We start from the raw sequence: 14,225 nt of genomic DNA on the forward strand, positions 1-14,225 counted from the left end.
TAAGGCGACTAACCCCATGTAGAGGCCGGAGACCAAGGTCTGCTCGATCATGCGCCGGTCGAAGATGGGCTCATCGGTGGGCCTCGGGGGTCGCTTGAGCACGCCTGGCTCACCCTTCTCGAAGGCCAGCGCGACATCTTGGATGCCGTTGGTCACGAGGTTCAGCCACAACAGCTGCACCGCGTCCAGCGGCAACGGCATGTTCAGCGCAAAGGCGAGGAAGAACAGCACGATCTCGGCGGCGCCGGTGCTGATGAGCAGCCAGACTACCTTGCGCACATTGGCGTAGGCGATGCGGCCCTGCTCGATACCATTGACAATCGAGGCGAAGTTGTCGTCGGTCAGGATCAGGTCGGCGGCACGACGCGCGACATCGGTTCCGGCTCCTCCCATCGCGACGCCGATGTTGGCCTTGCGCAGCGCCGGTGCGTCGTTGACCCCATCGCCGGTCACGGCGACATAGTGGCCTTGCGCTTGAAGGGCTCCAACGATGCCGGTCTTTTGATCAGGCTCGACGCGGGCGTAGACCGGCGCACGACCGAGACGCAAGCCCTCGTCGGCATTGGCATTGGCATCGTCAGCCTGTGCCGCTTCACCAGCCTGTTGATCTTTATCGATCAACGAGCGAATCTCGGCGCCGGTCACGGCCTCGTCGCTATCCCCGGCGATACCGAGCTCACGGGCGATGCTCAGGCCCGTGGCGGGATGATCACCGGTGATCATGCGCACCCCAACCCCAGCCTCGTGGCACCGACGAACCGCATCAGGCACCTCCGGGCGCAGCGGATCGATCAAGCCAACCAGTCCGAGCACTCTCAGCCCGCTGAGCTCCCCCTGCTCGAGCCTTTGCGCGGCCTCATTCGCCTCTCCATCGACCGAGCCGGCAGCCACGGCGATGACGCGGAAGCCACGGCCACTGAGATCGTCGACCTGGGCCTGCAGGTCGTCGGTCTCCGCGCACAGCGGCAGCACGGCCTCAGCCGCGCCTTTGACATGCACCTCGAGCCCATCCTCACCCTGATTGAAGGTGGCGGCGAGGCGCCGCTTGGACTTGAACGGCACCCGCGCCTGCTCCGGTTGATGTTGCAGCAGCTCATCGCGCATCAATCCCAGTCGTCGACCGAGCACCAGGAAGGCCACGTCGACGGTGTCACCGACGGCCTCGACCTCGCCTTCCTCGGTCTCGCGCAGCTCACCCTCGTTGCACAGCATGCCGGTGGTTGCGAGACGATGCACCGCGGCTTGGCTCTTCTCGTCGAGCGCCTTATCCTGTTCAGCCTGCTCGCTATCGTCCTCTCTATCGTCCCCCCTATCGTCGCGGCGCAGTGGGTCGCCGTCGCCATCATCGCCAGACTCGACGCGAACGCGACCACCGGATGGCAGCGCGATGCGGGTGATGGTGAGCTCGTTGGCGGTCAGGGTGCCGGTCTTGTCGCTCGCGATCAGCGTGCAGGTGCCAAGCCCCTCGACCGCGGGCAGCCGACGCACGATCACATTGCGCTCGGCCATCCGGTGCCGCCCCATCGACAGCGCCACGGTGATCGCGACCGGCAGACCAGCCGGGATCGCCGATACCGACAGGGCCACGGCGAAGAAGAAGATCTCGGTGAGACCGGCACCGCGCAGCAGCTGTCCAACCACCAAGAGAGCGACGGCGCCCAACACAACCAGCGCAATCCGGCGCGTCAGCGCGCGCAGCCTGATCACCAGTGGCGGCTCGGTATCGCCGGCTCCGGACAACGAACGGGCGATGCGGCCGACCTCGGTGGCCTGACCAATGCGGCAGACAAGGCCCAACGCCCGACCATCAGGCACGTCGGTGCCGGCATGCAACATGGTTTGGCGTTCGCCGACCCCGGCCTCCTCGTCGACGCTCGCCTGCGCATCCTTCTCAACGGGGATCGACTCGCCCGTCAGCAGCGACTCATCGGCGCGCAGGTCTTCAGCCTCCAACAAGCGCAGATCAGCGGGCACCGAATCGCCAGCGCCGAGCCGAACCCGATCCCCAGGCACCAGGTCCTCGGCGTCCACGGCTTGCTCATGACCATCGCGCAGCACGCGGCTGCGAACCGTCATCATCGACTTCAGGGCTTGGGCGCTGGACTCGGCCTTACTCTCCTGCACGGTGCCAATGATGGCGTTCAGTAGCAGCACGGCACCGATGAAGGCGGCATCAGCAAGGGCACCGATGAATACCGACGCCAGCGCGGCTGCCAACAGGATATAGATCAAGGGGTTGGCGAACTGACGGAGGAAGGTCTGCACCAATCCGGGCGGATGTTCTTCGGGCAGGCGGTTCGCTCCGAAACGGCTTCGGCGACGACCGACCTCATCCATGCTCAAGCCTTGATCTGGACTGACAAGACACTCCGCGGCCCTGGCGCCGTCTAGCGCGTGCCAGGCGATGCGATCAAGCTCGTCCGGCTGCAGTTCGAGGCTCGACCCCGAGCCGCCGGCGGCATTGCTCTGCTGGTCGTCCCCGTCTGATCCGGATGCTGTTTGGGATGATGGTTGCCGATGTTGCTGTGGGTGCATGCTCTTGCCCTACGGCCTGATCTCCCAGTTGCCGTGCAGCATCCTTGCCAGCAAGAGGATGGGCCGACGGGCCGAGGATCAGCAAGGTAACGGCGGTCTGACCCAGGCCCCAACCAGGGGCCCAACTAGGTGCAAATCCACCAGACTGGGGTATTTGGCCAAGGCGACGGCGGTAAGCCGATTCTCGAGCGCAGGCGTTGGCAGGCATTGGCAGGCGCTGGCTAGCCCAAGCTGTTTCTCGCCTGGCCGCCGCTGCAACGCTCGATGCCGCGCGTGAGTCGCTGGCGGCCATAACGCCCAGATTGGATGCGGGGCGTTAGCGTCGATGCCGCGCGCCAGTCGCTGGCATTGGCATTAATCTTGCCGAACTATCGGTCCAGACCCTGCCGCAGCCATGAGCCACGCTTTGCTGCAATGGCTGGCATTGGCATTGCAGAGTCAGGTCGACGATTGGGGCGAGCCTTGTCCCAGCATTCAGCGCAACCAGAGGAGCACAATCGATGCAACTCCAAGACGTGATGACACCTCAGCTCGAGTACATCGGCCATAACGCGTCGATGATCGATGCCGCTCGCATGATGCGAGAGCACGACATCGGAATGCTGCCGGTCCTGGAAGAGAACCAGATCGTCGGCACCTTAACGGACCGCGATATCGTCACCCGCGGCCTCGCCGACAGGATCGATCCCGAGACGCCGGTCTCCCGCCTCATGACCAGTGGGGTGGAGCTCCGCTATGTCGACGATGACGTCGAGGAAGCCGCAAAGCTGATGGAGCAGAAGCAGATCCGCCGCTTGATCGTGGTCGACCGCGATGAGCGCAGTGTCGGTGTCGTCTCGCTCGGCGATCTCGCGACCCGCTCTGATCAAACCCAGCTCAGCGGCGAGGTGCTCGAAGAGGTCTCTCTGCCAACACACTAATGCGGTCACCGCGTGTGTCGATAGGACCGGATAAGCATCAACGGTGGCGCTGCGGTGCGAGCTGTCGTGATCGACCATGACGCTGTTGGTGATCATCGCCGCGCCGCTGCTAGGGGCCCTGCTGGCAGTACCCGTCCAGCGGGTGGCGGAGCGTGCACCCTCAGTACTGGCCGCCGGCGCTGGGATCGTGACGCTGGCGGCAGCACTCATGAACCTGTCGGGCGTTGCCGCCGGCCTGGTCCCACAGGTAGGCCTGTCTTGGCTACCAGCCTTGGGCCTGGACCTAGCGCTGCGGCTCGATGGCCTAGCCCTGCTCATGGTGCTACTGGTTGCGGGCATTGGGCTGCTGGTCAGCCTCTATGCACGCTACTACTTGCCCGACAAGGCCCCTCGTGGGCGTTTCTTCACGCTCATGTTGTTGTTCCAGGCCGCAATGCTCGGCCTGGTCATGGCCGACAACCTCCTATTGCTGTTGATCTTCTGGGAGCTGACAAGCCTGTTGTCGTTCCTGTTGATCGGCTATGACCCAACATCGGCCGAGGCACGCCGCGGGGCGCGCATCGCTTTGCTGGTGACCGCCAGCGGCGGCCTTGCGCTGCTCGCTGGTTTCCTGCTGCTCGGCTCGGTGGTCGGCAGCTTATCGCTCACTGAGGTGCTCGGTGCCGGCGAGCAGGTCCGCGCCGATCCGCTCCTGCTGCCAATCCTCGTGCTGATCCTGCTCGGGGTCGCGACCAAGTCGGCGCAGGTGCCCTTCCATTTTTGGCTACCAGCGGCCATGGCTGCACCGACACCGGTCTCGGCCTATCTGCATTCGGCGACCATGGTCAAGGCCGGTGTCTTCCTGCTGGCGCGACTCTTCCCGGTCTTTGCCGAGAGCACGCCCTGGTTTCCGCTGGTCGGCGGTCTCGGTCTCACGACCTTCGTCTTCGGTGCCTATGCGGCCCTGTTTCAGCAGGATCTTAAGGGGCTCTTGGCCTATTCGACGATCAGTCACCTGGGGCTGATCACCTTCTTGTTCGGGCTCGGCACATCGCTCGGAGCGGTCGCTGGTCTCTTTCACCTGGTTAACCACGCCGTCTTCAAGGCCTCGTTATTCATGGCCGCCGGCATCATCGATCATGAGACCGGGAGTCGCGATCTGCGCCGACTCCGCGGCCTCTACGCCTATCTGCCCATCACAGGCGGGCTGGCGATGATCGCCGCCGCGGCCATGGCTGGAGTGCCCTTGCTGAATGGCTTCTTGAGCAAGGAGATGTTCTTCTCCGAGACCTTGCATTCCGTGCGCATGGCCGAGTGGCCCCTGCTGTTGAAGGCATTGCTGCCCGTGGCGGCCACGCTCGGCGGTGTGCTCTCGGTCGCCTACTCGTTGCGCTTCATCCACGACACCTTCTTCAATGGTCCCTATCCGGCAGCCGACCCAACGTTGCACTATCCGCCGCATGAGCCACCAGACTGGATGCGCCTGCCGGTCGAGGTGCTGGCGGCGCTCTGTGTGGTTGTTGGCGTGCTCCCGCAGCAGACCATCGAGCCCATCCTGCAGCTCGGTGTCGTCGGCATCCTGGGCGACCTGCCCGATTTCCATCTCAGGATCTGGCATGGTCTCTCGCCGGCGTTCCTGATGAGCGGTCTGGCGCTCGCTGGTGGCGTCCTCCTCTACGCACGCCGAAGGCCGCTGTTCATCGCTCAGGAGCGCCGTCTCCCCAACTGGAGTGCCGAGCGCCTCTTTCGGCAGCTCAGTGCGCGCTTACTGGTGCTCGGCCGGGGGTTGCAGCCCTGGCTACAGCCGACCTCGCTGCAACGCTCGACGCTCTGGCTGCTGAGCGCCGCCGTTGGACTTGGCATCCTGGGCTGGCTCGCGGCTCAGCCGCTGACCGGGTTAGCGGTCGCTCAGGCGCCAAACACTGCGCCACCAACCGCTGCCACACTGGCGAGCGACGCCCCCGATGCATCGATGCTGGCGATGCCGATCGATATCGTCAGCATGGCCGCGGCGGTGGTGCTGGTGACAGCGACCTTTACGCTGCTGCGGCAGCACGCCCGACGGGTCTTGGCCGTGGTGCTAACCGGTGTGATCGGCCTGATCGTCAGCCTCGCCTTCGTCCATTTCTCGGCCCCGGATCTGGCGTTGACCCAGCTCGCCGTCGAGCTGGTCACAACGCTGCTGCTGGTGCTGGTACTGGCCTTGCTGCCGCGCAGTGCCAGCCAACCGATGACCAACTGGAGACGCAGACGCGACCTGTTCATCGCAGCCCTGGTGGGAGGCTCCAGCGCAGCACTCACCGCCAGCATGCTGCAGCATCAAAGCCTCAGGAGTGGCGAATGGTACCTGCGGCTCGCCGAGCCAGCCGCGGGCGCCGCTAATGCGGTGAATGCGATCCTGGTGGATTTCCGGGCCTTCGATACCCTGGGCGAGATCACTGTGTTGACCATCGCCGCGGCGACCCTGATGGTGCTGCTTGCTGACCTGCAGCTGAGCCCGCTCCAACGCCTGAGCGGGCAGGGGCGAGAATCGACCCATCCGCTGCTGTTCGCCATGGTGTCGCGCCCCGTGCTGCCGGCAGCGCTGATGCTGGCCGCCTTCTTGCTTCTGCGTGGCCATCAGGCGCCTGGCGGTGGCTTCGTCGCCGGACTCGTCATTGGTACCGCGTTGATTGTGCAAGAGAGCGCCAACGGACGCGCCTGGAGTGAGCGACGGCTTCACGCGAGCACACAGCCGCTGATCGGTGGTGGTCTCCTGCTCGCGCTGGCCACCGGTCTTGGGGCGCTGCTCTTTGGACGACCCTTTTTGACCACCGCGCACTGGCATGGCAGCCTGCCGTTGCTCGGCGAGCTGACATTGACGAGCACGCTGCTGTTCGACGTCGGCGTGATGATGATCGTCAGCGGGATGCTGCTGCTGGTGCTGGATGGTCTCGGGCGCGTCGGTGCCAAGGGCGCTAAGGGGGTTCAGGAGGCTAAGGGTGCCAGCAGTGAAAGCAGCGCCAGCAGTGCCAGCAGTCAGGATGAGGCGGGGCGAGGTGCAAGGACTCAGGAGCCTGTCGGCGCATCTGACCCCGATGATGGCGAGCCACCTCACCCGAGGAGCGACTGATGCTCTGGCTCTTCGCAGGCAGTATCGGCTTGTTGATGGGTGCGGGGGCCTATTTGGTGCTGCGCGCGCATGGCTTCTCGGTCGTGCTCGGGCTGATGCTGCTGACCTACGCGACCAACCTGTTCGTCTTCGCCTCGGGAGGACTCCAGGTCGGACAGGCGCCGGTGACGGCACCCGCGCAAAGCGGCGGCAACGCGATCGAGCGCATGGCCGATCCGCTCCCCCAAGCGCTGGTCCTCACCGCCATCGTGATCGGCTTTGCGATGACGGCCTTGGTCCTGGTACTGGTCTTGCGCGCCTTATCCGACCTCGGCTCCGAGCGCGTTGACGCCCAGACCGATCAATCCCGATCCGGCGAGGAGGAGCGGTGAGCCTGCTACTGATCCTGCCTCTTGCGCTACCGCTCGGCATCGGGGCTTGGCTATTCGCCCGCTCAGGAATGCCGCTTCGCCAGCAGCGCCGGCTCAGCCTGATCGGTGCCCTCGGTCAGCTCGGCGCCGCAGTCGCCCTGCTAATACTGAGCGCAAGGGGACAGATACCAGCCACCCTAATCGGAGACTGGCCAGTGCCCTATGGCATCGTGCTGGCTGCCGATCGACTCTCGGCGCTGATGCTGAGCCTCACCAGCGCCCTCGCCTTGGCGGCACTTGCGCACCTGTCTTGGAGCGCCGGCACCCAAGAGGGCAACGGCCGTCACTTCCATGCACTTCTGCAACTGCAGCTGTTCGGTCTCGCCGGCGCCTTTCTCACGGCCGACCTCTTCAATCTCTTCGTGTTCTTCGAGGTCCTGTTGATCGCCTCCTATGGACTCCTGGTCCAGGGCGGCGGTCCCGCGCGCAGCCGCGCGGCCTTGCACTATGTGGTGCTGAATATGGTCGGCTCGAGCCTGTTCTTGATGGGCGTGGCCTCGATCTATGCCGTAGCCGGCACCTTGAGCCTGCCGGAGCTGAGCAATCGTCTGACCGAGCTCGCTCCAGACCAGGCTCCCTTGGCCGGCGCCGGTCTGCTGCTGCTGATCGGCGCCTTCGCGCTGAAGGCGGCGCTGGTGCCCTTGCATGCCTGGCTGGTCCCGGCCTACAGCGCGGCATTGGCGCCTGTGGCAGCGCTGTTCGCGATCATGACCAAGGTCGGTGTCTATGCCCTGCTCCGCCTGTTCGCACTGATGCCGATTGGCGATGCGGTCAGCGACGCCACCTTGGCAGAGCTGCCAGTCGCCAGGCTGCCCATTCAGCCGCTCATCGGGACCGGGGCACTGCTCACACTGGCGGTCGGTGCCATCGGTGTGGTCGTTGCCACCGAGCTGCGGACCATGGTCGCCTATCTGATCCTGGTCTCGGTCGGCACGTTGCTGGCCGCTGTTGCCGTCGGTACCGCTGAGGGTATTGCCGCCGGTCTCTACTATCTGATCCATACCACCCTGATCACGGCGGGGCTGTTCCTGCTGATCGACGTGATCAGTCGGGGCCGTGAGCAAGGTTCCCGACTCCAGCCCGCCCAGCAGCCGCCCGCGGCCGCTTGGCTGGGTGCGCTATTCCTGCTCGGCGCCCTGGCCATCGCGGGCCTGCCACCGTTGAGCGGATTCATCGGCAAGGCATTGATCTTGGACGCCTTGCAAAGCGCAAGCGGGGACACATCGGGGCTGCATCCCGATTGGACGCTAAACTGGACCGCCATACTGGGCTCCAGTCTGCTTGTCGTGATCGGACTGTCGCGCGCTGGGATGGCGCTCTTCTGGCAAGGGAAGCCCTCCGCAAGCATTGCCGACGGGCGCGGCGCTTATGCGCCAGCCGCAGCCGTGCTGCTCGCTGCCAGCCCGTTGTTGATGCTCCTCGCCGCGCCGATCGCTGACTACAGCCAGACGCTCGCGTTACAACTCCTGGACGGCGAGGACTACATCACCGCGATCAAGGAACTGAAGCCGGTGGACCTACCCGTAGTCCCGCTCAACGAGACCCATACAGTGGTCCATGGAGGTCCGCCATGAGGCGCCTCGTTGGACCACTGACCCGCCATCCGCTGGCGGCCTTGTCCTTGACGCTGCTTTGGCTGCTGCTGCAAGGCAGCCTTGCGCCCGGTCAGATCCTGCTCGGGGTCATGCTGGCCTGGGGCATCACCGCGGCTTCAAGCCGCTATTGGGCCGACCGACGCCGGCCGCGTCGCCCGCACCTGCTCGCGCTCTATCTATGGCGCGTCGCGGTCGACGTGGTCATCGCCAACCTGCGCATCGCTGCCTTGGTCCTGTCGCCTTCACGCCATCCGCGACCGGCCTTCGTCGAGCTGCCGCTGACGTTGGAGGAGCCCTTTGCACTCTACATCCTGGCGACCACCATCACCCTATCGCCGGGCTCACTCTCGGCCGATCTCAGTGACGATCGGCGCGTACTCTTGTTGCATCTGCTCGATGCGCCCGATCCGGCCGATGCCGCCATCGAATGCGCAAAGATCAAGAACCGTTATGAACACCTACTGCTGGAGGTCTTTCCATGACCATCCTAGATCTCGCCATTGGTGCCCCACTCACGATGCTCAGTCTGGCGCTCCTGCTCAATCTCTGGCGTGCCCTGCAGGGCCCGGACCTGCCCGACCGCATCCTGGCACTGGATACCCTCTACACCAACAGCATCGCGCTGTTGGTGCTGCTCGGTATTCAATTCCACAACATGCTGTATTTCGCCTCGGCGCTGCTGCTCGCCCTGCTCGGCTTCATCGCCACCGCCGCGCTCAGCCGCCATCTGCTGCGCGGCAAGCTGATCGAATAGACATCATCACAGGAGGACACTGAGGATGCTGACCGACACCCTCGTCGCCGCACTGATCCTGCTTGGGGCCGCCTTCACGCTGATCGGCTCGATCGGCCTGGCCTCGTTGCCGGACTTCTTCTGCCGACTGCATGGTCCCACCAAATCGACAACCCTAGGCGTCGGCGGCATGCTCGCGGCCTCGGCGTTGTATTTTGCTGCTCAGGAGGCAACCACCCATCCGACAGAGCTGCTCGTCGCGCTGTTCTTGTTCATGACGACACCTGTGAGCGCGCACCTGCTGGCCAAGGCGGCGCTGCGTCTGCATCTGCGCTCATTGGCGCCGGTACCGGCGCGCTTTCGCCATGAGCAGACTGATGTTCTTGAATAACAACGGGTTTTCTTTCAGACACTAACTTAAATAGCTGTCCTAAATTCGGGGTCCACTATACCCCTGAACAGCGCCGTGCCTGGGTGAAAACGGCCTTGGGTCAGGTGCTCCATGGCCAAGCGTCCGGCGTCATTGCCGACCTCGAGGCCCAGCGCAAGCCCCGCCGGGGCCAGGCGCGCAAACGCCTCGATCGCGTGTACACCGATCTCGATGGCAACCGCCATCGCATGGCCTATGATGCCTACCTGGAGGCCGGCTTTCCCATCGCCACCGGTGTGATCGAAGGCGCCTGTCGGCATCTGGTCAAAGATCGCATGGAGCGCTCAGGCATGCGTTGGACCGTCCCGGGTGCTCACGCCATGCTGCAGCTGCGCAGCGTCGCGCTCAGCAACCTGTGGGAGCCGTTCATGGACGATCGCATCCACAGCGAGCTGACGCACCTCTATGGCGAGCAGGCCGCCAAGGATGATCGGGCCTTGCCATCGCCGCTTGAGGGCTCCGCACAACGCGATGGCAGAACAGCAGATCAATCACTTAGGGGCGCGCTCGACAGGTTGCAGCCCCCCCTGCTCCGGCCTCGGTCATCCGGTAGTCCTGGACCATCGGATAGATCTGGCAGGCGTCACGAACGGTGGCGAGCAAGGCAACCTCCCAGTCTTGATCAGAATCTCTCATCTTATCCAGTTCAGGCGCGCGCGCGGTCGCGGAACCGATTGTCGCACAACCAACTTCAGCAAATTGATGCACCGCACAATAAACGAGTAACCTATCGTTTATAGTGTTTTGTTTTTCGATCCAGAGGCACCGAGAGCAATGACCGATTATGTGCGTTGGCTAAGCGACTTAGGGATGGATGACGTGGGCGTCGTCGGCGGCAAGAACGCCTCGCTTGGCGAGATGATTCAACATCTGACCCAGCTCGGGGTGCTTGTCCCTGGTGGCTTTGCGACCACGGCGCAAGCCTACCGCGACTTCTTAGCCGTTGATGGCCTGGCCGAGCGCATCGCCGCCGAGCTGGACGCACTCGACGTCGATGACATCGCCGCGCTCAGTGCCGCTGGCCCGCGCATCCGCGGCTGGATCATCGAGCAGCCGTTCCAGCCCGAGCTCGACCAGGCCATCGAACAGGCCTACGCCGCCCTCGCCGAGAACATCGACAACGCCGCCGATGCAACCTGGGCGGTGCGCTCCTCTGCCACCGCCGAGGATCTGCCTGACGCCTCCTTCGCCGGTCAGCAAGAGACCTTCCTGAATATCCACGGCTTAGACAACGTCAAGCGCGCCATCAAGGAGGTCTTCGCCTCGCTTTATAACGACCGCGCCATCTCCTATCGCGTGCACAAGGGCTTCACCCACGCCGATGTTGCGCTGTCGGCCGGCATCCAACGCATGGTGCGCAGCGACCTCGCCGCCAGCGGCGTCATGTTCACGCTCGACACTGAATCCGGCTTCAACGATGCCGTCTTCATCACCGCCAGCGTCGGCCTCGGCGAGATGGTGGTCCAAGGCGCGGTCAACCCCGACGAATTCTACGTGCACAAGCCCACGCTCGCGGCCGGGCGCCCCGCCATCCTGCGTCGCACCGTTGGCGACAAGGCCATGCGCATGGTCTTTGCCGAACCCGGCAGCCGCGAGCCGGTGCGCACCGAACAAACACCGATGGCCGAGCGCCAGCAATTCTCGATCACCGATGCCGAGATCGAGGCGCTGGCCAAGCAGGCGGTGCTGATCGAGCAGCACTACCAGCGCCCGATGGACATCGAATGGGCCAAAGACGGCCTCGACGGCAAGCTCTACATCGTTCAGGCGCGCCCAGAGACGGTGCAGAGCCGCAGCGGGCAGGTGGTCGAGCGTTATCGGCTGCAGGAGAGCGGTGGCCAGGTGCTCGCCACCGGACGCAGCATCGGCGGACGCATCGGCGCTGGCAAAGCGCGCATCGTCGAGTCGATTCGCGACATGGATCAGGTGCAGGCCGGCGACGTGCTGATCACCGACATGACCGACCCGGACTGGGAGCCGGTAATGAAACGGGCCGCCGCGATCGTCACTAACCGTGGTGGGCGCACGTGCCATGCCGCTATTATTGCCCGCGAATTGGGCGTTCCAGCGGTGGTCGGTTGCAACGATGCGACCGATAAGATCGCCGATGGCCAAGCCGTCACGGTCTCCTGTGCCGAGGGCGATACCGGTTACATCTATGACGGCGAGCTTGCATTCGAGCATAAGGTGATCGAGCTCGAGAAGATGCCCGAGGTGCCGGTTAAGGTGATGATGAACGTCGGCAACCCGGAGCGTGCCTTCGGCTTCGCCTCGATCCCGAATGCCGGCGTTGGGCTGGCTCGACTCGAGTTCATCATCAATAACAGCATCGGCATCCATCCGAAGGCGCTGCTGGAATTCGACCAGCTGCCCGACGACCTCAAGGCCGAGATCACCCCGCGCATCGCCGCTTATCCGAGCCCGCGTGAGTTCTTCGTCATGCGCCTCGCCGAAGGGATCGCCACGCTGGCGGCCACCTTCGCGCCGAATCCGGTCATCATCCGCATGTCCGACTTCAAGTCGAATGAGTATGCCAACCTGGTCGCCGGCCCACGCTACGAGCCCGAGGAAGAGAACCCGATGATCGGCTTCCGTGGCGCCGGGCGCTATGTCTCTGAGAGCTTCAATGCCTGCTTCGAGATGGAATGCGAGGCGCTGAAATACGTGCGCAATGAGATGGGCCTGACCAATCTGCAGATCATGATCCCCTTCGTGCGCACGCTGAATCAGGCCAAGGCGGTCACTGAGGCGCTGGCGGAGCAGGGTCTCAAGCGCGGTGAAAATGGCCTCAAGCTGATCATGATGTGCGAGATCCCCTCCAACGCCGTGCTCGCCGAGCAGTTCCTCGAGTACTTCGACGGCTTCTCGATCGGCTCCAACGACATGACCCAGCTCACCCTCGGCATCGACCGCGACTCCAGCCTGGTCGCCGCCGACTTCGACGAGCGTGACCCGGCGGTCAAGGCGATGCTCTCAATGGCCATCCAGGCTTGTCGCAAGCAGGGCAAGTACGTCGGCATCTGTGGTCAGGGGCCTTCGGACCATGCCGACTTCGCTGACTGGCTGGTCAAGGAAGGGATTGAGAGTGTGTCGCTGAATCCGGATACGGTGATCGATACCTGGCTGTATCTGGCTGAGCACATGGAGAAGAAAGGCTGAAGGCTGAAGGCTGAAGGCTGAAGGCTGAAGGCTGAAGATCGCAGTCTGGGCTAAACGCTGGCAGGGATGCCATTGTCTTCAGCGATTGCCTTCAACGGCAGAGAACAATGAGTACAGCCCCATCCAGCAAGCAGCGCGACTAAAAATAGGGCGCATCAAAAAAGTCATCTGTTCCGAGAAGCGGAACGTACTTGGTGACGATACCTAAGAACGAGCGCCCCGACTATCGGCTCGGTTTTGCGATCGGCAAGTCCATGACGCTCCATCGATTTCGACCTTTGGTAGTGCCCCAATCCATGGGATGACTGTGTGAAATACGCTTAAAGTATCAGCGGGTTACGAAAACTCATCCTGCTTATCGGGGCTGACCCAGGTCACGCTACAAACCAACATGGAAGCAATTGCCGGTCAGCTGAACTCACCCTTTGATATCCATTTCCTCTATCGCTACTTCGTCTGGATCGACCCGGCACAGCCGTTCAAGATCACTCGGCTGGCGATTGAGCCTTGCGATGCCGCCGGCGACGATCTCTTCGTCGAGCTTGAGGATCATCCAGGCAAGGATGCCGGGCTCGCCCAGAACCATCTGGCAACAGGCCGACAAGCTGTTGAGCACGATCAGAAGCAAGGAAATTGTTAACTACTCAGGCTATTCTAGGTTTTTTTATGGCTTATAAAACAATGGATTACAAATATTTTCTAGAAATAACTTGATGCACCTATGCGATGTCGAATTTTATCACGGTAGGACGGCCGGTTGCCCGACCGCCCCCGTACAGATCCCGGCGTGCGGAACTACCGCACCGGGCTCCTCAAAGTGACTCGCTTCGCACATAAGGCGTCGATAGAGATTGCGGTGCTCAGAAGTCATGGCAGATGCGTGGTCGTTCGAGCCCGAAGACCTGGACCCTCTCAGCAAACCCCTTCCAGTTGTAGCTTCGCCGCTGACTGCGGCGGTTGCGTCTGACATGGTAATAAAAGTCTTTGAGGCTTTTGAAGTTCCCACGCATTCCGTAATACTGGTAGTACCCGCGCAGCTTGGCATTGAGCCAGCAATTCCCGCCGAAAAATTTTCTTTTAATCAATCACTATGGACTGAAAGTCCATAGTATGGGTTGCGGACTGAAAGTCCTTGTCCGCAGACTGAACTGCGGACTAAAGTGATATAAGGAATCGCTACGCGATGCTGAACTTTGATTCGAGAGCTTCCTAGCAGCCTGTCGGACTTTGCGACCACCGCCGGCGTGCCGACTTGGTAGACTGTCGTGCTGCTTCAGGAAAAACGCCGATGCCCAACTTCCGCTCCATCGATCGCGACCGCCCATTAGCGTTGCCCCTGTCGTTACAGGACT

11 protein-coding genes are annotated in these 14,225 nt (G+C 63.1%); 9 read left to right on the top strand and 2 right to left on the bottom strand.

The genetic code is table 11. The annotated features are described in order from the left end of the window. Positions 1-2,535, bottom strand: a 2,535-nt coding sequence (locus tag VBE63_RS19535; RefSeq protein ID WP_323684693.1) for an HAD-IC family P-type ATPase, incomplete at its 3' end; no start/stop codon positions are given. Positions 2,536-3,035: 500 nt separating this feature from the next. On the opposite strand from VBE63_RS19535, the gene VBE63_RS19540 reads away from it, so the two are divergent. The 9 genes from VBE63_RS19540 (at position 3,036) to ppsA (ending at position 12,873) form a co-directional block, all read left to right on the top strand. After that, positions 3,036-3,455 (top strand): CBS domain-containing protein, encoded by a 420-nt coding sequence (locus VBE63_RS19540; protein WP_323684694.1) that lies wholly within the window; start codon positions 3,036-3,038, stop codon positions 3,453-3,455. Positions 3,456-3,531: 76 nt separating this feature from the next. Then, on the top strand, positions 3,532-6,546 hold the full coding sequence (locus tag VBE63_RS19545) for a monovalent cation/H+ antiporter subunit A (RefSeq protein ID WP_323684695.1): 3,015 nt from the start codon (positions 3,532-3,534) through the stop codon (positions 6,544-6,546). Beyond that, complete coding sequence (locus VBE63_RS19550; protein ID WP_323684696.1) at positions 6,546-6,917, top strand: Na+/H+ antiporter subunit C; 372 nt, start codon at positions 6,546-6,548, stop codon at positions 6,915-6,917. The genes VBE63_RS19545 and VBE63_RS19550 overlap by 1 nt, the downstream gene beginning before the upstream one ends. Beyond that, positions 6,914-8,530, top strand: coding sequence for a monovalent cation/H+ antiporter subunit D (locus tag VBE63_RS19555; protein WP_323684697.1), 1,617 nt, complete (start codon positions 6,914-6,916; stop codon positions 8,528-8,530). Before VBE63_RS19550 ends, VBE63_RS19555 begins: the two co-directional genes overlap by 4 nt. Then, on the top strand, positions 8,527-9,033 hold the full coding sequence (locus tag VBE63_RS19560; RefSeq protein ID WP_323684698.1) for a Na+/H+ antiporter subunit E: 507 nt from the start codon (positions 8,527-8,529) through the stop codon (positions 9,031-9,033). The genes VBE63_RS19555 and VBE63_RS19560 overlap by 4 nt, the downstream gene beginning before the upstream one ends. Further along, complete coding sequence (locus tag VBE63_RS19565; RefSeq protein WP_323684699.1) at positions 9,030-9,305, top strand: K+/H+ antiporter subunit F; 276 nt, start codon at positions 9,030-9,032, stop codon at positions 9,303-9,305. The genes VBE63_RS19560 and VBE63_RS19565 overlap by 4 nt, the downstream gene beginning before the upstream one ends. Before the next feature lie 25 nt (positions 9,306-9,330). Then, entirely contained in the window at positions 9,331-9,675 is a 345-nt protein-coding gene (locus tag VBE63_RS19570; RefSeq protein ID WP_323684700.1) for a Na+/H+ antiporter subunit G, read from the top strand. 83 nt (positions 9,676-9,758) lie between these two features. Beyond that, the gene (locus tag VBE63_RS19575; RefSeq protein ID WP_323684703.1) at positions 9,759-10,454 is read left to right on the top strand and encodes a hypothetical protein; all 696 of its coding nucleotides are present in this window, start codon (positions 9,759-9,761) and stop codon (positions 10,452-10,454) included. Between the two features lie 34 nt (positions 10,455-10,488). Further along, the gene (ppsA, locus tag VBE63_RS19580; protein WP_323684701.1) at positions 10,489-12,873 is read left to right on the top strand and encodes a phosphoenolpyruvate synthase; all 2,385 of its coding nucleotides are present in this window, start codon (positions 10,489-10,491) and stop codon (positions 12,871-12,873) included. A 418-nt stretch (positions 12,874-13,291) separates the two neighbouring features. On the opposite strand, the gene VBE63_RS19585 is transcribed toward ppsA, so the two are convergent. Beyond that, on the bottom strand, positions 13,292-13,501 hold the full coding sequence (locus VBE63_RS19585) for a hypothetical protein (RefSeq protein WP_323684702.1): 210 nt from the start codon (positions 13,499-13,501) through the stop codon (positions 13,292-13,294). Positions 13,502-14,225 lie beyond the last annotated feature (724 nt).

It is taken from the genome of Lamprobacter sp. (assembly GCF_034860625.1).
Classification (GTDB): Bacteria; Pseudomonadota; Gammaproteobacteria; order Chromatiales; family Chromatiaceae; genus Lamprobacter.